We start from the raw sequence: 16,178 nt of genomic DNA, 5'->3' as shown, positions 1-16,178 counted from the left end.
CTTCATCCAGCTCGGGATGGCTTGGGCAATCCACCCGGGAACATTCGATACAGTGCCGCTCTCGATACGCCGTGCCGGCGGCAGACCAATCGCCAGTCCTGCCCTTCAGCCAGCTCGGCGCGGATCACCTCCACGCGCGAGCAGAGCTTGTCCTGCCCAGCTGCTTTGGGGATGTGCAGGCGCTCGCCGCCGTACTCGGTCTGCAGAACTGTCATCACCGCCGTGGCGTAGGGCATCGCGTGTTCCTCGTTCAAGCCTGTCTGCTCGACAATGCCCCGAACCACCAGGCGACGCAGGTGTTCCGCAGCGTCAATGTCACGAGAAGTGCTCATAGGCGGCTGCTCCAACCGCTCGACCCGAAACCATCGCGCGACGTTTCACGGGAATCGCGTGCTACCTGCACAGTCCTCGGCGTGGGCTTCTTCTCGACCGCAGGCACGTGCGAAGCCGGCGCTGTAGCGGCAGCGCCATCCGCCGACAGTGCTGTTACGGCCGGAAGACTGAACAGATCGTTCTCGGGCTGCACTTGTTCCTCCAACTGATCCCACCACTTCGCTTTCTTGGGTCCCCACAGGTCGAGGCGCTCTTCCAGCCATATTTCGTACGTCAGGCAGTCCTTGACCTCGATTCGCTTCCGCGTCGCGGTCCACCTGGATTCGGACCCACCCTTCATCCGCCGCGTGGCGCGGATCTCGCCCGCCAGCTGCTTGAACCATTCGGGCGAGAGCTGGTCCGACAGGTGAACGTAGCCAGGCCCCGGCACAGCAACATCCAACCGCGCCTGGAAACGGTCCTTGGCTAGATTGGTACCTACGTGCCACAGCACGGGGCCATGCTTCTCGATACGACCGTTGAACCGGTAGCTCACGCGGCTGTTTCCGTTCTCGATAGACCGCTCCTGCCCGCTGGCGCCCTTGACGGCATGCACGCGGAGTGCCTTCAGCCTGTGCGCGAAGGCATACACCGCATCGGCATGGTGACCACCCGAGTCGATGGCGGTCGCATAGATTCGCTGGGCCCGGCCACTGACGTGGGTGTACTCCTGTTCACGCAGGAATGCCTCCGCCTCGGACCACACCTCCATTTGTGCTGGGTTACCAAAGAACACCCGGTGATCGATAGTCCACATCTGACCGCCTCTGCCAACACCCCAGATGCCGGCCTCAAGTCTGTTGTCCTGCGTGTCCATGCCACACAGGAGCAACAAGCAGTCGCGAGGCATAATCTTCAGGGGGAACGGCTCCGCCCTGTTGACCAGCTCATCTGCATCCGTCCGCTCGACCTCACCTTCCCAAGTCTCACCGAGAGTTGTGTTGGTCCACGCCTTCAACTTACTGTCGTCGCCTTCCTGGTGCTTTGTGAACGCCTCCAGGAACTCGCGGACAATCTGCTGCCAAGCGACCGCCGGGCTGTATGCGGTCCAGATGTGAAGTGCCACATGACGCGGCGCCGGGACGACCTGGTCATCCGGAGTCGTGAAGCGACCATCTGGGCGGAGCCAGAGGTCACCGCGCGAGTTCACCCATTCACCCAGCTCTGCGGCCTGCAGGTACTCGCCTTGCGTCATGGGGTAGGTGCAGTGCGGGCAGAGGTGGTAGACGTGGACAACGTCGCCATCGGCGTCACGTTCGAACTTGAACCCGTGCGATTCGTCCTTCCCACCCCAGGTCAGCGCATGGAAGTCATCACACTGGGGGCAACGCACCTGGTAGGTGAATCGTTCGTCCGCTTGCGAGTAGCGAGTGTCCACCAGGCTAAAGCCCTTGAGCTTCGGGGTGCTGCCAGCCACAAGTTTGGGAAAGGTCGCACCTTCCAGGCGCTTGGCCGCCAGTGAGTCCGGCGCGCCCTCCTTCTCGATGTCGTTGTCGAAGGCATCAAGCTCATCGAGCAACGCTACGTCCACGGAGATGCGACGATAGTTCTTCGCGGCCTTACCGCCGCGCACGCGCAGCAGCGATCCGATGAACTTCTTCTGCTGCAGCGTATTGTCCTTGTGGCGGGCGAGATAGGCCGGGAACACGGCCCGCATGCACTCCACGTCACGCAGCATGGGCTCTAGCTCCGACTTGACGAAGTCATCGGAGTCGTCGTCGGTCGGCTGCCAGATGCATTGGTTCCTACGTCGGTGCTCTGCGTTGTAGCCAAGGAAAGCGAGCAGGATCTTGGTGTATCCAACACGCGCCGACTTCTTCACCGAGACCTCGGCCACGTCGTCGTTACTGATCACTGCCATCATCCCGCGCTGGAACGGCCACGGGGTCCACTTCTGCTCGACGTAGCTCGATTCGGCAGAAAGGTAGAAGTGTTCCCGGGCCCAGGCTTCCAGCGTGATCGGCTCCTGCACCGCCCAGGACGCGAGCCCGCGCTGCAGATGGCGCTCCACGGCCTGCAGCTGGCTTGCATCGATTCCACGAAGAAGCGTCATTCGCATTGGTCCTCGGCATCAACCGGCACCGCCGTGGACGCGCCTTCATCGGTGTCATCGTCAGCGTCAACGTCGGCCAGGCGCATCGACGCGGCAAGGTTTCGTGCCTTGGCGACAATCTGAGCCACGACCTCGACATCCGCCGCCTTCAGCTGTGGAAGCCGGCGCCGCAGCGTGCCCGGGATCGTCTCAAGGATGCGACCCGCTCGCGCGCCGACTTTCGACAATACCTGTTCCATGAGATGTGCCGGCGCCAGCTCGCCCCGGGTCACGGCGTTCTGCATTGCCAAGCGGTCAGCCTGCTCTCGCGCCAGCCGGGCACGCTCGGCAGTCAGATCCTTGCCTGCCTCCCCGCCCCGGCCAGCAGCAACCTCGCGCAGGTGATCGCAGTAGGCAAGCAACCACTCATCACCTGCAGCACCGTCAGCGAGGATGCCACGACGCACCAGGTCGCTGACCGCCTGCTGGGAAATGCCCACCAGATCCCCAAACGCGCCCTGTTTCATCGGGCTGCTCAGATCAGAAACCACTACAACCCCCTTGGAAATGCTTCATGACTAGCGAGAAATTGCGCGACCGAATACCCGTGGAATCTGAGGCCGGGGAGGACCCATCGGCCTGCCCTCTCCCCCCTGCCCCTCCCGACCGACCAACCGCTCGATGATTCGCGTGGAACATGCCACCCGTCCGCACCGTCCAAACCATCAAGGCAAGGTCTGGACGCCCTGAACCCGCGCCGTTAGTAGGCTGTCCACACTGTCCATACCGTCCATACCTATTCTTTTGATTTGAGTAATTGAGAACTGGAGCGGTGTGTTGGTACATGTACGCGCGCGAGAAATGGTGTGGACGGTCAGGACAGCGCCGCCGCAGTAGGCGGCAGGTCTGGTCAGTGGTTCGGACGGGTGTGGACGAAGCTGGAGAGGTCTGGTCAGAAGTCAGGTCCACTGGACACCTCCCGCGTTGACCGCTGTACGGTTGCCAGCCAGTCATCGATTGCGAGGCCAGGCCTGAACCACCGGGGCTCCCGGCTGCCGTCATCCGGCCAACGCCTGCGCTGCTGCTCCCAACCCAGCGTCTTCATGATCGAGGCGACCCGCATCTGCTCGGGCTTGCCGTGCTTGCCTGGGTCCAAGCCGATGGCGTACGTGAGGAGGTTGTCGGTGGTCGCCCAGTCAATCTGCGACGCCATCGCCAGTCGCGTTGGGTACTTGCTCGGCTCCATCCGAAGGTCGAGCCACTGCTCGACTCGCCCCTCCCAGCTGTCGCCCACGTACCTGCTGGCCTGCTCTTCCTTCGCGTCCGCTGGCAGCTCCCACCACTCGAACCCAGCGTCGAACATGGTCACTGCCTCGGCCCACAGCTGGTCGCGCAACGTCGCGATCTGGGCGATCTGCACGTCGCCGTCAGTTCGCACAGGGAGGAAGCGCCGCCCACCGGTGGGGTCGCGTAGATACTGATGCTCGTTCGTGGTGCCCGCGAACACGCATTCGCGGCGGTAGGATCGAGGCACGCGCTCGTAGGGAGCGCGGAACTTGTCCACTCGCCTGGTGATAGCCGTCTTTACGCTTGTCACGTCAGCCTTCGAGAACGAGTCCATCTCGCCGATCTCGACGCCCCAAGCCCCTTGGATGACCTGGTAGAAGTCCTTACCACTGGGGGATTCACTGGTCTCGACAAACCATTCGCTGCCGAAGATCGCACGTAGGGCGCTCGACTTACGCTTGCCCTGCTCACCTTCCAAGACCAGCATGAAGTCCACCTGCGCGCCCACGCTGGGCTGCTTGGCGTCTACCCACAGGATGCGAGCCACGGCACTTACCATGAAGCACTGCGCTGCGCGCAGGCTGTAGGCATTGTCCGCCGCGCCGAACAGCTCAACGAGCATGCGCTCGACACGGGGAACTCCATCCCATTGCAAGGCACCGAGGTAGTCCTTGATCGGATGACGCCGGTGGCGGCGCGCCACAGCGATGACGGCCTTCAACACCAGGTCATCGCTGCACTTCATCCAGTAGCGCTCCGGGTGCTGTAACCAAGCTGCCAACTCGTAGGCATCCGAGTCAATGAACTCGTCCCTGCTGCCGCCGGTCCACGGTGGATCTCGGTGCAGCTTGACCTGATTGCTGGAGTCGTTAAGCCACCACAGCCCTTTAAGCCGATCATCGTTCTCCATGATCAGAATCAAGTTGTGCAGTGTCCCCTCTACATTGCCATCGCGATTTCTGGTGAGGTGCTCTTTCCAGGAGTTGGGATCTACCCCGCCACCGCCTGGCGGCGGCGCACCACCACCATCGATCACTGTCATCTTGCGCCTTGTTCCCACACTCATTGCCGCATTGCCTTTTCGTAGCCCCGCGCCAGGCGCAGGTATTCTCTTGCCCGCTCCCGGCGCAAGCGCCGAGAGTGCTCATATGGGTTATCTAGTGCGGCCTGCGCAGCAATTCGGTAGGCGCTAGCAAGCTTCGCGTTGGAGTGCAGCAGACGTTCTTCCAGCCTCCTGTCATGCGCCATTGGCAGCCACCACGTCGACCTCAACCACGCGATTGGCAGCCCAAGCCGCGAGCTGCCGAGGCGACCAGCCATCGCGTTCCAGTGCATCTGCAATGTCCCAACCGTCAGGCTGGCCCGTCACATCTACGAATCGGATCGATCTGGCGCCTGCCCGCTTCAAGAGCTGGGCGACCCCTGGCTTGAACTGATTGGCATCGTTCCTCCACCCAAGCATTGCCTGCTGTCCCGGAGCGTCGGCATCGGGCCAGAGGACGCAGTCTCGGCCGGCCAGTGGCGACCAATCAGCTTTTGTGACGGCTTTTCCGCCGCCCGACCAGCTGATTGCCGCATAGCCAGGGAACGCACGTGCCCCCACGTCCCGACATTTTTCGCCCTCCGGAATCAGCACCGGTGCGTTGGGTTTCGCAGCCAGGGCGTCCAGCCCGTACAGCGGCCGCGCGCCGGGGAAGCTCTCCAGGCACCATTGCTTCTGCCCATCCGGCCCAACGCACCAGGTCACCTGAGGCGTCCACTTCTTCAGCTTGCGGCTGTCGCGATCAATGAACTCGCAACGCAACACGTACCCAAGTATCTGCGCTTCAGCGTTGCGGTAGGGAAACACCCTGACCGGCTTCATTCTGCGGAGCTTGTCGCGCTTGGCATTCCAGATCGGCACCGTCCAGCCGCTGTCGGTCAGCAACGCCGGGGCGTCATCTGGCACCGGCAGGATCGGCACCCATTTCACCCGCAACGAATCTTGGCTTGGCAGCTTCTCTCGCTCAGCCGCAACTCCCAGCTGACCACCGGTGAGCTGCGCGCATGCATCAAGAAATCCGACCTGTAGGTGCTTCACCAGGAAACCGATCACATCACCGTGCGCACCGCAGCCGAAGCAGTGATAGAAGCCTTTGACTTCGTTGACGGTAAAGCTCGCCGACGACTCATCGTGGAAGGGACATAGCCCGCTGTACTCCCCCCGGCCGGCTGGCCTGAGCTTGACGTAGCGTCCGATAACATCTGCGATGTCTGCGGATTGGCGGATTGCATCGGTGTCTACCTGGCTGTTCGCCATCAGCGTCGCCCCCCGCCTTTGGATTCGCGGCGCTCGATCATCCACCACTGCAATCGCAGGTACTCGGCAATTCGCTGCCGGCATCCGACGCCACCAGTGCAAACGCCGGGCGCTTGGCAGGCTTCCGCAATCTGATCGATCTGTGTGCGCCATTCTGTACGCGGCTGACGTGCGATCAGCAGGGCCTGGTGCAGACATCTGTTTACACCCAACGGATACCTCCTTCATCCAGCTGGCGCTGGGCGCTATCTCTGCGTTCGGTTTCTTGGCGAATTCGCTCGCGCTCTGCCAATGCTTCATCTCCCACTAGCCCCGGCACTGCGTCAGTCAACGCAAGCGCGGCCAGCTCCATCGCTTGCCGCGCAGAAGCGCTGGCTCGGCCACGCCGCCGATACTTGGATCGGGGGGCGTGGTGAATTGCCACGTCAGTCCTCAGTTCCTTGCAGGCCGGCAGCGCGGCACGCGTTCCGCTCCAGTCGGAAACAGAGGGTGCGGACTTCCCGGGAGAGGTCTTGGATACGATCAGCTTCGGGGACGGTCAGGCGTCGATCTGCGAGCGCATCAATACCGGCGCCAGCCAATTGCCCTGTCAGCTTGTGCAGTTCCAGCAGCTTCGCTTGGATTGCGGCCAACTCGTCCGGCCAACCAGCGAGAGGTGGTGCGGGCACATAGTCGACCATCAGGCCGAACTGAGCGGCCAGTGAGCAGACCCAGTCGGTAGCCATTGCCTGGGTCCCCACGAATCGCTGCAGGTACTCGGTTAGGATCTCGGCCATCTCCATCGAGACGGACTCGCCCTCGATTCCTCGCAGCTTCTTCCGAAGCGTCTCAGTGCTGATGGACTTTCCACGGCGTTTGCTTATGTGTGCAGCCGCGTCTTGCACTCCACCTGGCGCGCCCGAGACCGCATTGTTCAAAGCATCGCGCCAGTGAAGATCAGAGCGAAGGCAGGTCATGCGCTCTCCCCCTGAAATGCCGCGCATTTCATCGTTCCGCGCTGGGCAGTGCGGCGATCAACATTGCTGCCATGCCAGAGATCATCACGTTCCCTCAGCGCATGCGCTTTCAGGCCATCCGATCCTTCGACGTTCGCACCGGGGCAGGCGGGGTTGTTGCCATCCTGTGGGCGCCGCTGCACTCCCAGCGCAAGAACGGCAATCATCGCCAAGAGGACCACCATCACCCCGCTCTTGCGGATCTGCTGCCGGGTCCGGAACAGGCGATAGCGCTGGTGGCCGCGCACCCAGCCATAGCGAGCTATGGAGAGGACTAGCGCTGGGTCACGGGCTGGCACTGGTCACCCCCGGCGAGCCGCTGACGCTCTTGAAATAGCCGACGATGGCGCCACGAGCGTCACGCTCCCAGCGCACGTCCGGTATCAGCTCGTCGGCAGTCACTTTGCCTCCAAGGGCATCGGCTCGCTTCGCGGCGTCCTCGTTCTCGGCCATCGCCGAAGCGACCGCCCTCTCGATGGCAATCGCCACCTCCTCGGTCACACCGTTCTTTCGCCAGTGATAGACGTAGCCAGTCGCAGGCTTGCCGGTCACACGCCGCGCCAGGTCGCTCTGGGTCCCACAGATCGCGATAGCCCGTTGCAGAGGGGTCATGAAATGCCCGTTCACAAGAATTCTTGCGATAAATTAGCGCAATCTTTCTTGCGAATCAACAGTGCAAGATTGCTTGCATGTTGATCGGTGAAATCACACGGGGCCTCATGGAGGCCCACGGGCTTGGCGTTGAGGCTCTGGCAGCCCGCGTTCGCGCTGCGGGCGCGCCCAACGTGAAGTACCAGCATATCCAGCAGCTGCTAGACACTCCGACACGCCGCCCCAGGTACATGGTGGAGCTGGCACGCGCGTTCGGCATGTCGGTCGAGCAGTTCCTTGGCTGGCACAAGGATGAGCCTCTGAATGCGCTCTCAACACCCCGAGCTGCGCAGTCTCAAACCGTGCAACTCGACGCCCCTACGCTTGCTGCGTCGTACCAACTTGTCCGCTTGGCCTGTCTCGCTCTTGGATCGCCGTTCGATCCAGAGGATGCCAGCGACGCCTCGATTGTCATCTTGGCTCACAGCTATCTGACCGCCCGTCAGGAGAAGACAGTCACGCCGGACAACGTGGTCGACTTTACCGCGCACCTGCGGAAGCGCCAGATTTCAAAGGGGGTTGATCATGAAGGAAGCGGCAGCACTGGAAGCTCTCGCGCAGGCACTCGCTAACAAGGTCCGGCAGCAAGCACGGCCGCCCGACGCAAGCTGCCTGCGCCAGTGCCACGCAAATGAGCCAAGCGACGCTACGGCCCTGGCATACATTCGACGGATTCGCATGCTGTGCGACGCATTCCAGCTCGCCTGGCTTGTTGATCAGCACCTGGTTCTGAGACAGCGTCTTAGCGACCTATCAACGACAGAGCTGCGCGCCTTGCTCTGCGAAATGGAAGAAGCAAGGGAAGCCATCATGGAGGGCTTCCCACTCGAACAAACCGGGCTCATCAAGAATATGGCCGCAGTTTTGCCGCGCCCTTGATTGCTGCTCTTACGGCTTAAGCCCGTCACGCTCGCGAATGAAGTCCTGCAGCGTCTGCGGCTCACCATCATCTCTGGACGTGGCTACCCCTGCCACGTCCTCCGGTTGAATGCCCTGATCTCGCAGAAGCTGCCTCGCGAGCAATCGGTTGTTCCTGCGCTGCTCCTCAATGAGCACCCGCAAAAGAGGTTTGATGCCGAACACGGCCAAGGGCATAAGCAGCCCCATGACGGCCAAAGCAAGCACGGCCAGCGCCACGAGCCACACACCCAGAGCACCCAGCGTGCTGAAGAACACTTCCATACACCTCCCCTCCCTCCTTAGAAGGTCGGGAGGTTAGCACCCGTTACCCCATTCGGCTTCGGCCCAAGGAGCCCGAAAGTTGGGGGTTCAGGGCGAAATCCCGTCCCGACGCAAGTTTGCTTGTTGACGATGACGCAAGTTTGTTTGTAGAGTCCGCCCTGCCAGCTGTGCAGCTGGCGGGCGACCGGCGGGTCGCCAACCTGCCGGCCCTTCCCCTGACCGACAGTAGCCGCCCCCTCGGCCAGTGACCCGCCGGCGCCCTCCTTCGAACAGGAGCGCGCCATGTCTCATCGCTACGCCGATCCAAGCCCCTGCCTGCTGCCGTTTTTGGCCGTGAAGGCCCTCCGGGCAGTGGCAGCACGCGATCACAGCACCGCTCGGACCCTGTGGGTCCGTAGCAAGGGCGAACACAACCGCAACCAGCTGCGCCGCTCCCGGCGGATGGGCGTCGCCAGCCTCCGCCTGGAAGCCTGCTCGCGCGATATGTCTGCGGAGGTGCGGGCATGACCGCGCTCGCAGCGAAGAACCACTATCTGTGGTGCTTCAGCTGTGATGACAACAGTCCGGGCGCCGCGACCACGGACGACTGCGAGGACCTTGCAGGGCGCGAGGGCTGGGTACTTGGGATCGATATCGACGGCTGCGGCGGGGCGCAGTACGCGTGCGCCGACTGTGCCGAACTGCTGGATGAAGCGCATCCGGTCCAAAGCCTGCGGGCATTGCGGCAAGAGACCATCGGTGGTGCAGCATGAGCCGGCGCCTCCGCCTCGCTTGGGCAGCTGTTGTGCTGGTGGCCGCGGTTGTCGTGCCGCTGCGCATCTCTGAAATCCACCAGGCGCACTCAGACCGCAATGCGGCCAAGGCGCGCTGGGCCCTCACCACCTCGGTGAGGGGTTAACCATGCGACAGACCGCTCGTCCGCTCCCCGACTCAGTGCCCCTGTGTGCGCCCGGCCACCGACCGCAAATCGTCGTGACCGAAGGCGCCCCGACAGGCCACCGCCTAGGCGCCCCCTGCCCGCCGCTGCTGCACATCGAATGCCATCGCTGTGGCCTGGCGACCCGCCCAGTACCGAAGGAAAAAGCCGCATTGGCCGAGCTGCGCTGGACCGACGCGAGCCTTACCCACCTACGCATTCCGATCTCCCTACTTGCCCGCCATCGCGGCGAGGTCCTGGCCGAGATCGCCGCCCAGTCCCCTTCCACGCCAATCGCTGCCTGACCAGGAGAACTGCCCATGGCCGCTCCACTGAAGCCGAAGGAAAAAGCCGCGTTGCTCGCAGCGCATGGCGCTTCCGACCTCACCCTCCACCGCACCGCCAACGGGTTCGCGCCCCGCAACCGCCCCGAGAAGCTGTTCACGCGCCGCGTTATGAACTGGCTGGATGAGCGCCTGCTGATCAGGTACGACGACCCGCAGCTGCCGCGCAAGGCCACCTTGACCGCCACTGGTATCGCTGCCGCCGAGGCCGAGATAGCCAAGGCACGCGACCTGGCACTCACGGCATGAGCATGCAGACCGCTCTGCCTGTGGAGCAGCAATTCGCCACCGACCATCAAGGCGAGTTGCTTGTCCTAATGGTGTGCCAGGGCTGGCTATGGGCAGGTCTTTACACCGCCGCGCCCCGCGAGTCGCTCCTCAAGGTCGCCGCCAGCGCCAGCCGGAGCGTGGGGGTATCGCACCACTCGCTCACCCTCGGCGGCGTCACGTTTTCCCTCAACCGACTGGCCGCACAGGCCGCACACCGCTGGCTCAACCGCCAGGGTGTGCGGGTTCGGTCGACCTCCCCCATCAACCGCGCTACGCGCCGCACGCGAGGAATCCAGGCATGAGCCGTTCTGTTGTGATCTATGGGCCGCACCTGTGCGGAAAAAACGCCAACGCGCAGGAGCTGCGAGAACACTTCGGCCTACAGGCCGTGATCGAGGACTGGGATGGGCATAGCACCTATCCGCTGGATAACACACTGGTCCTGACCGAGAACCCCGATGCTGTCGCCGACAGCTCATCCAGGGTAATGCATCACGGCTGGGCCATGCGCGAACTGCTTGCGGAGGCCCGCGCATGAGCGCTCGTCCACAGGAAACCGGCCGCGCTGCCGAAGTGCGCAGGGTCCTGTCCATGTTCCCGCAAGGCGCCACGGTCGCGCAGATCAAGACCGCTGGCCGTATCAACGGCACCCACCAGGCCATCGGCTACACGCTGAAGGGGCTGGCGCGCAGCGGCCAGGCCATCTGCCACCGTTCCGGCGTGCGAGGAAGCTGGCGCCTCTCCAGCCACACGCAACATGCGATCGCCCCGCTGCGCGCTGCTCCTGTCCGGGTGCAGCCGGCCTGCACGCCTAGTCCGCTTACAGGGGTCAGTGACGCGGCGACCACGATCCGATACCGCGAACTCGACCGGCAGCAGCTGGCCGAGGACCTGGACGCTTTCCTCGCAGCAGGCGGGCACATCGAGGTGCTGGGGCACACCCCACTTCGCCCACTGATGAGCCGTCACGCCGCCAACCACGGCAGCTATGCAGAGCGTATGGCAGCCCATGACATCGACTGAGGCCCGCATGAGCAGTGAATCGCACGCAGCTACCGTCACGGAGCCCGGCAGGCCCGGTAGCACCTATTCCGATGGCCCGGCATGGCATGCCTTCGGCCTCAGTCGCGCCGCCTATCACGTGGTGCCGCGACGCACCCTGCAGTCGATGCCGGTCGAATGGCAGGCGCGCCTTGTCGCTCTGATGGAGGAGGCACGCGAAGCATTGCCCGATGAGGCGTTCCCTGAGTACCAGGTAATTCGCATCGAAGGCGGCAAGTTCGCATCGGACCCCAACCGCCGCTATCGCCACGCCCCGCCCTTCCCCCTTCGCCCCGCTGGCGCCGAGCAGGCGTCTCAGGTAGCGCCGCTCGCTGGCGCGTTCGTCAACACCGACACCCAATTCGAGCAGGCCCGCCGATGACCGAGAAACTTGCCACTCTCCCCACGAACTGCCCCGTTCTGCGCGACGCGTTCGAAACGATCAGCGCGATCGCTGTCGAGGCTGTGTGGCTGCCCAACCAGGCAAAGGCCATCACGCTCGGCCAGGCCCAGACCGCGCTGAGGGATCTGCACCACCGCCTACCGCGCCTGCAGGATCTGCGCGTGTTCGAAGCCGCCGTAACCGCCTATCTGTCGACTCTGCGCAGCAGCATGCAGGACGGCGACACACCGCTCTGCGACACCACCCGAGCCAGGCTGGCGCAAGCGACCGAGCTGCTGGAGCTGGTCAGGAACCAGACTCGGACCGTCGTCGATCCGGCGGACCCATGGCGCGGCCTGTATCACCCGAGTCGACTCCCGGCGCGCAATGCCGAGGGCGAGATCCCGTGCCATCCGGACGTGCCGGCGTGGGCCGACGGTCGCGAGGTATCGCTGCGACCGTTGTTGCTTGCGCAGGGTTTCGACCTGCAGGTTACGTTTGGCGACTTTACCGAAGAAGCCGTGGAGACCGGGGACCAGCGCTACTGGGATGAGATGCGCGCGTGGCGGCCCACTGGCCCCGGCGCAGATTGGCGCTTGGTCTGGCTGGGTGATACCGAAGATGGCCCAGCGGCATGGTTCGTGCGGCCGCTTGCAGCTGAGGCGCTTGTCGCCTGGGAGGCAGCACATGGCTGACGGCTCCTACTGCCCGAGCCTCAGATTTTGCCCCGAAGACCTTACCGGCCAGGCCTTGGCAGAGCTGACGACCCCATCACCGCTACCAATCAGTGGCGGGCGGATCACTTCTCACCTCAGCCATCCAGCGAATGGTGACCTCACGAGCATCGCGGAGTTGGTCCAAGAGAGTCAGCAGTCCGTCACGCATTGCATGGAGGAGTCTATGCAGCTGGAGCTTTTCATACGAGCGAATCTCCTCATCGTCCAAGGACAGCTCCATTGCATGCCAACCGTTCAGCACCCCGAGCAGCGCGCCTGCATCTTTTGGCCCAAAGGCATCCAGGTCGCCCGCAAACCTAGTCAGAAGCGGGACAGGGTCAGTGGGCATCTGGGAAACCAACCATTTAAGTGCCTCTTGCGGCTGCTGCGTGAACTCCTGTGGATCGAGCTCATCAACGATCGCCTTGAGCAAGCCGCCAAGCGAGTAGAACTCGTGGTCAAAGGTGAGCGCGAGCGCAACCGCACGACGACGCTCGGCCTCTGCTTGATGAGCCCGGTCTTCGCCGCGCATCCTCCTGGCCTCGTCGATTGCTGTACGGCTGGTTCTGACTGCAACGACGACGGCTGCCACTGTCGCCGCTGCTGCCAACCCACCTACGACGACGGACAGAAGAGTGGCCAATGCGGCCACTGCCCCGACTGCAACGGCAGCCCAATCAGCCCAGTTTCCCCAGTCCGCAGCCTGCGGGCATATCTCGAAAGCCATAACCCCTCCCTGTTGGAGCCGATTCTGCCACGCGCTGCATGCGTATGCAGACCTGCCCGGACTAGCCGGCTGTTCGCGACCCCGGTGGTCCACGTGTTCGCCCTCGCCGGGTTTGCGGCCGGCAGCGCCACCCTGTTGGCGATCAGCCGCGCATGCCGCGCCGCGCGCAATGGGCTGCGCTGGTGCTGGCGGAGGTGCGCTCATGGCTGAGGCAATCGACCACCGCGAGGTCGGCCGGCAGCTGGCCAGCATGTCCGGGATCGGGCTCGACTCGATCGCCCCCCAGGACGCTCGTCTGTGGGAGGCCTGCGGCCACGCGCTTCAGGCGCTCGCTGCCGGCGACATGGACGCCGCACTGCGAACCATAGGCATGGCGTCCTCGCGGATCATGGACCGAGATGAAGCATGGGAGATCGCATCGAACGCGGTAGCCGTCCGGATCGCCGCCGGCTGGACGCGCGACATGCTGGTGAGCAGCACCGAGGCCGGCCGCGCGCCGTGTGGTCGCGGCTACTACCTGTTCTGCTCCGGGGCCATCGCGGTCTGCTACTTCCCGATGGTCTGCATCACCGACATGAACGGCCGCGGCTATCACTTCCATATCGCCCAGGACCTGCTCAACGAGCGAGATCCCAGCCCCTACGCCATTCGTCGTCCGACCGTGCCTCGGCAACTGGAGATGTTCCGATGATCGCCGCTCCCGCATTCCGATATCACGGTGCGAAGTTCCGCATTTCCGGGTGGGTTCACCAGCATCTGCCAGCGCACCGCACCTACGTGGAGCCCTTCGGAGGTGCCGCAGGTGTGCTACTCACGAAGGCTCGCAGCTATGCCGAGGTCTACAACGACCTCGACGGGGATGTGGTGAACTTCTTCCGCGTCCTGCAGGACATAGCACAGCGCGAATCACTGGTAGAAGCCTGCCGGCTGACGCCCTATGCCCGCGCCGAGTTCGACCAGGCGTGGGAGCCGACTACAGATCCAGTGGAGCGCGCCCGCCGCTTGGTAGTGCGTGCGCAGATGGGTTTTGGTTCTGCTGGCGCGACGAAGGGGAAGACCGGGTTCCGCATCGACTCGCAACGTGCCTATGGCACCGCGCAGCATCACTGGTTGAAGTTCCCCGATGGTTTGGCCGCGATCGCGGAGCGCTTCAGCGGCGTCCTTATCGAGAACCGGCCGGCGATCGAGGTCATGCGGCAGCACGACACACCGCAGACGCTCCATTACGTCGACCCACCCTACGTGCACAGCACCCGGGTGATGCAGGCCGGGAAGGCTGGCTACTACAAGCACGAAATGGCCTTCGAGGATCACCAGGAGCTGCTGGCTGCGCTGCTCGCACTGCGTGGAATGGTTGTCGTCAGTGGATATCGAACGGAGCTGTACGACGACACATTGGCCGGATGGCAACGGGTCGAGACAACGGCGCGCATTTGCGCGGGACGTGGCGGGGCGACCCGCACTGAATGTCTATGGATTTCCCCCGCAGCCCAGGATTCTGGCCACCAGCACGGGCTGCCGCTGGAAGCAATCGCATGAACACCGCCACCGAGCAGCTGCGCGCTGCGCTGGCCACGAACTGAAGGAGGACAACATGGCTACGAACAAGACGCGCGAGATCACTGTTGCGGAACTGCATGCCGACCTGCAACCAATCGAAGTCGTCGCAGTGCGCACCAGCTTGGGCCACTCGTCGATCTATCGCCGGGTGAAGGAAGGCACGTTCCCGAAGCCGTATAAGATCGGCGCACGTGCGGTATGGTTGAAAGAGGAGATCGACCGTTTCATCGCTTCGATCACGAATCCACAGAATGTGGGTCAAAGTATGGGACGCGCGGCCTAGAAACGAAAAAAGCCCCTGAAAACAGGGGCTTAGGAATTACCTTGGCGGAGAGAGTGGGATTCGAACCCACGGAAGGTTTGACCCTTCGCCGGTTTTCAAGACCGGTGCCTTAAACCGCTCGGCCATCTCTCCAATCGGGTCCCGGTCGCCCGGGCAGCGCCGTATTCTCGCACGTGAAGGCCATTTGCCCAAGACCACCCTTGCTCCCGCCCTTCGCATCCGGCACGGTGGGGCCTCCACTGCAATCGGATCCCCCATGGCCCACCTCGATCTGGCCAACCTGCGCACCACCCTGCTGGACGACACCCAGCTGGCCGCAGTGGCCCTGCACCGCACCTTCGCCGGCCACCTGCCGGTCAGCAGCGGGCATCTGGTGGTCTGCGATCCGCTGGTCCAGTCCGAGGCGCCCGCGCTGGCCGACTACACCGCTCCGGTGGGTCGGCATCCGGTCGAGATCATCGTGCACAGCGGCCGCCCGGCACTGGCCGTGGTCTGGTTCAAGCCCCGCGAAGCCCTCACTGCGTCTGCCCTGCATTGGCAGATGGCGCGCTGGACCACGCAGGACCTGACCGGCCTGGATGAGGACAGCTTCATCGGCTATCCGGTCGACGCCGGCATCGGCTGTTTCATGGACACCGACACCCAGCAGGCACTGCTGGCCCTGATCGAACAGGCCGATGGCGACGAAGACAATGCGTGGTCGGATGCCCTGATCGACCACGACGGCCTGGATGAAGGCGCCGAGTACCGCCCTTGGGGCGAGGACTCGCCACACGGCCTGGTCGTATTCACCAGCGGCTGGGGCGACGGCGTCTATCCGAGCTACTGGGCGCTGGATACGTCCGGCATTCCGGTAGCACTGGTCACCGATTTCCTGAGCATCCAGGGCGGTGACGGGCGCGACGAGCGCGAGATCGCCGACCAGGCCTATCGCGACAGCCTTTCACCCGACGAAGCGGAAGCGCTGGCACGCCTGCTAGCTGTGTAAACCCACCACGTTGTTCAGCGGGATTCTGGAAATAGGCGGTTGGCTGCCGATCCCCATGTGGGGTCGGTGCCAGTTGTAGTAATGCAGCCATTCAGGCAGCACGGCATCACGTTGCTCTGACGAAGCGTACTCG

Annotated in this window: 26 protein-coding genes and 1 tRNA gene; 15 read left to right on the top strand and 12 right to left on the bottom strand. The window is 63.6% G+C overall.

Annotated features, from left to right (window positions below):
- Window positions 1-2 precede the first annotated feature (2 nt).
- The 8 genes from AC5P9L_RS04835 to AC5P9L_RS04800 all read right to left on the bottom strand — a co-directional run bounded on the left by AC5P9L_RS04835 (window position 3) and on the right by AC5P9L_RS04800 (window position 7,597).
- Window positions 3-332, bottom strand: a complete 330-nt coding sequence (locus AC5P9L_RS04835; protein ID WP_242880149.1) for a hypothetical protein — start codon at window positions 330-332, stop codon at window positions 3-5.
- Window positions 329-2,425 (bottom strand): phage terminase large subunit family protein, encoded by a 2,097-nt coding sequence (locus AC5P9L_RS04830; RefSeq protein ID WP_285315398.1) that lies wholly within the window; start codon window positions 2,423-2,425, stop codon window positions 329-331. The genes AC5P9L_RS04835 and AC5P9L_RS04830 overlap by 4 nt, the downstream gene beginning before the upstream one ends.
- A complete protein-coding gene (locus AC5P9L_RS04825; RefSeq protein ID WP_144081220.1) occupies window positions 2,422-2,931 on the bottom strand; it encodes a terminase small subunit in 510 nt (169 codons plus the stop codon). The genes AC5P9L_RS04830 and AC5P9L_RS04825 overlap by 4 nt, the downstream gene beginning before the upstream one ends.
- 425 nt (window positions 2,932-3,356) lie before the next feature.
- Window positions 3,357-4,733 carry a virulence-associated E family protein gene (locus AC5P9L_RS04820; RefSeq protein ID WP_495230557.1) on the bottom strand — a complete coding sequence of 459 codons (1,377 nt, stop codon included), beginning with the start codon at window positions 4,731-4,733 and terminating at the stop codon, window positions 3,357-3,359.
- A gap of 195 nt (window positions 4,734-4,928) precedes the next feature.
- Window positions 4,929-5,990: a CHC2 zinc finger domain-containing protein gene (locus AC5P9L_RS04815; RefSeq protein WP_495230556.1), complete on the bottom strand. Its 1,062-nt coding sequence runs from the start codon at window positions 5,988-5,990 to the stop codon at window positions 4,929-4,931.
- A gap of 425 nt (window positions 5,991-6,415) precedes the next feature.
- Window positions 6,416-6,946 (bottom strand): hypothetical protein, encoded by a 531-nt coding sequence (locus tag AC5P9L_RS04810; RefSeq protein WP_495230555.1) that lies wholly within the window; start codon window positions 6,944-6,946, stop codon window positions 6,416-6,418.
- Window positions 6,943-7,233 carry a hypothetical protein gene (locus AC5P9L_RS04805; protein WP_144081223.1) on the bottom strand — a complete coding sequence of 97 codons (291 nt, stop codon included), beginning with the start codon at window positions 7,231-7,233 and terminating at the stop codon, window positions 6,943-6,945. Before AC5P9L_RS04805 ends, AC5P9L_RS04810 begins: the two co-directional genes overlap by 4 nt.
- A 37-nt stretch (window positions 7,234-7,270) precedes the next feature.
- A complete protein-coding gene (locus AC5P9L_RS04800; RefSeq protein WP_154213981.1) occupies window positions 7,271-7,597 on the bottom strand; it encodes a helix-turn-helix domain-containing protein in 327 nt (108 codons plus the stop codon).
- Between the two features lie 77 nt (window positions 7,598-7,674).
- On the opposite strand from AC5P9L_RS04800, the gene AC5P9L_RS04795 reads away from it, so the two are divergent.
- Both AC5P9L_RS04795 and AC5P9L_RS04790 read left to right on the top strand, forming a co-directional pair.
- Window positions 7,675-8,208, top strand: coding sequence for a hypothetical protein (locus AC5P9L_RS04795; protein ID WP_033835724.1), 534 nt, complete (start codon window positions 7,675-7,677; stop codon window positions 8,206-8,208).
- Between the two features lie 106 nt (window positions 8,209-8,314).
- Complete coding sequence (locus AC5P9L_RS04790) at window positions 8,315-8,515, top strand: hypothetical protein (protein WP_033835725.1); 201 nt, start codon at window positions 8,315-8,317, stop codon at window positions 8,513-8,515.
- A gap of 9 nt (window positions 8,516-8,524) precedes the next feature.
- Here the strand turns inward: AC5P9L_RS04790 and AC5P9L_RS04785 are convergent, their stop codons facing one another.
- A complete protein-coding gene (locus AC5P9L_RS04785) occupies window positions 8,525-8,818 on the bottom strand; it encodes a hypothetical protein (RefSeq protein WP_184013577.1) in 294 nt (97 codons plus the stop codon).
- Between the two features lie 282 nt (window positions 8,819-9,100).
- Here AC5P9L_RS04785 and AC5P9L_RS04780 point away from each other — a divergent pair, with 282 nt between their 5' ends.
- From AC5P9L_RS04780 to AC5P9L_RS04740, 9 genes are all read left to right on the top strand, one after another.
- A complete protein-coding gene (locus AC5P9L_RS04780) occupies window positions 9,101-9,325 on the top strand; it encodes a hypothetical protein (RefSeq protein ID WP_033835727.1) in 225 nt (74 codons plus the stop codon).
- Window positions 9,322-9,570, top strand: a complete 249-nt coding sequence (locus tag AC5P9L_RS04775) for a hypothetical protein (protein ID WP_495230554.1) — start codon at window positions 9,322-9,324, stop codon at window positions 9,568-9,570. Before AC5P9L_RS04780 ends, AC5P9L_RS04775 begins: the two co-directional genes overlap by 4 nt.
- Before the next feature lie 337 nt (window positions 9,571-9,907).
- Window positions 9,908-10,039, top strand: coding sequence for a hypothetical protein (locus tag AC5P9L_RS04770; protein WP_260289582.1), 132 nt, complete (start codon window positions 9,908-9,910; stop codon window positions 10,037-10,039).
- Between the two features lie 15 nt (window positions 10,040-10,054).
- The gene (locus AC5P9L_RS04765) at window positions 10,055-10,327 is read left to right on the top strand and encodes a hypothetical protein (protein WP_033835729.1); all 273 of its coding nucleotides are present in this window, start codon (window positions 10,055-10,057) and stop codon (window positions 10,325-10,327) included.
- Window positions 10,324-10,650 carry a hypothetical protein gene (locus AC5P9L_RS04760; RefSeq protein WP_495230553.1) on the top strand — a complete coding sequence of 109 codons (327 nt, stop codon included), beginning with the start codon at window positions 10,324-10,326 and terminating at the stop codon, window positions 10,648-10,650. The genes AC5P9L_RS04765 and AC5P9L_RS04760 overlap by 4 nt, the downstream gene beginning before the upstream one ends.
- Complete coding sequence (locus tag AC5P9L_RS04755) at window positions 10,647-10,886, top strand: hypothetical protein (protein WP_033835731.1); 240 nt, start codon at window positions 10,647-10,649, stop codon at window positions 10,884-10,886. The genes AC5P9L_RS04760 and AC5P9L_RS04755 overlap by 4 nt, the downstream gene beginning before the upstream one ends.
- Window positions 10,883-11,371: a hypothetical protein gene (locus AC5P9L_RS04750; protein ID WP_495230552.1), complete on the top strand. Its 489-nt coding sequence runs from the start codon at window positions 10,883-10,885 to the stop codon at window positions 11,369-11,371. Before AC5P9L_RS04755 ends, AC5P9L_RS04750 begins: the two co-directional genes overlap by 4 nt.
- A gap of 7 nt (window positions 11,372-11,378) precedes the next feature.
- A complete protein-coding gene (locus AC5P9L_RS04745) occupies window positions 11,379-11,771 on the top strand; it encodes a hypothetical protein (protein WP_495230551.1) in 393 nt (130 codons plus the stop codon).
- Complete coding sequence (locus AC5P9L_RS04740; RefSeq protein WP_495230550.1) at window positions 11,768-12,466, top strand: hypothetical protein; 699 nt, start codon at window positions 11,768-11,770, stop codon at window positions 12,464-12,466. The genes AC5P9L_RS04745 and AC5P9L_RS04740 overlap by 4 nt, the downstream gene beginning before the upstream one ends.
- Window positions 12,467-12,548: 82 nt before the next feature.
- On the opposite strand, the gene AC5P9L_RS04735 is transcribed toward AC5P9L_RS04740, so the two are convergent.
- The gene (locus AC5P9L_RS04735; protein ID WP_495230549.1) at window positions 12,549-13,214 is read right to left on the bottom strand and encodes a hypothetical protein; all 666 of its coding nucleotides are present in this window, start codon (window positions 13,212-13,214) and stop codon (window positions 12,549-12,551) included.
- 202 nt (window positions 13,215-13,416) lie between these two features.
- Here AC5P9L_RS04735 and AC5P9L_RS04730 point away from each other — a divergent pair, with 202 nt between their 5' ends.
- From AC5P9L_RS04730 to AC5P9L_RS04720, 3 genes are read left to right on the top strand one after another with little or no spacing between them, the layout of a single operon-like run.
- Window positions 13,417-13,905 carry a hypothetical protein gene (locus AC5P9L_RS04730; protein ID WP_495230548.1) on the top strand — a complete coding sequence of 163 codons (489 nt, stop codon included), beginning with the start codon at window positions 13,417-13,419 and terminating at the stop codon, window positions 13,903-13,905.
- Window positions 13,902-14,753: a DNA adenine methylase gene (locus tag AC5P9L_RS04725; protein WP_495230547.1), complete on the top strand. Its 852-nt coding sequence runs from the start codon at window positions 13,902-13,904 to the stop codon at window positions 14,751-14,753. Before AC5P9L_RS04730 ends, AC5P9L_RS04725 begins: the two co-directional genes overlap by 4 nt.
- Window positions 14,754-14,808: 55 nt before the next feature.
- Complete coding sequence (locus AC5P9L_RS04720) at window positions 14,809-15,057, top strand: helix-turn-helix transcriptional regulator (RefSeq protein WP_495230546.1); 249 nt, start codon at window positions 14,809-14,811, stop codon at window positions 15,055-15,057.
- 42 nt (window positions 15,058-15,099) lie between these two features.
- Here the strand turns inward: AC5P9L_RS04720 and AC5P9L_RS04715 are convergent.
- A tRNA-Ser gene (locus AC5P9L_RS04715) sits at window positions 15,100-15,189 on the bottom strand.
- Between the two features lie 124 nt (window positions 15,190-15,313).
- Here AC5P9L_RS04715 and AC5P9L_RS04710 point away from each other — a divergent pair.
- Window positions 15,314-16,045, top strand: a complete 732-nt coding sequence (locus AC5P9L_RS04710) for a DUF4241 domain-containing protein (protein ID WP_495230545.1) — start codon at window positions 15,314-15,316, stop codon at window positions 16,043-16,045.
- Here AC5P9L_RS04710 and AC5P9L_RS04705 read toward each other — a convergent pair.
- The coding region (locus AC5P9L_RS04705; RefSeq protein ID WP_495216051.1) for an integrase core domain-containing protein at window positions 16,034-16,178 on the bottom strand (145 nt) is incomplete at its 5' end. The genes AC5P9L_RS04710 and AC5P9L_RS04705 overlap by 12 nt on opposite strands.

This window comes from Stenotrophomonas sp. YJH_SMC_64 (assembly GCF_059371375.1).
The sequence above is the reverse complement of the archived record's forward strand: the minus strand, read 5'-3'. Positions and strand labels throughout refer to the sequence as shown.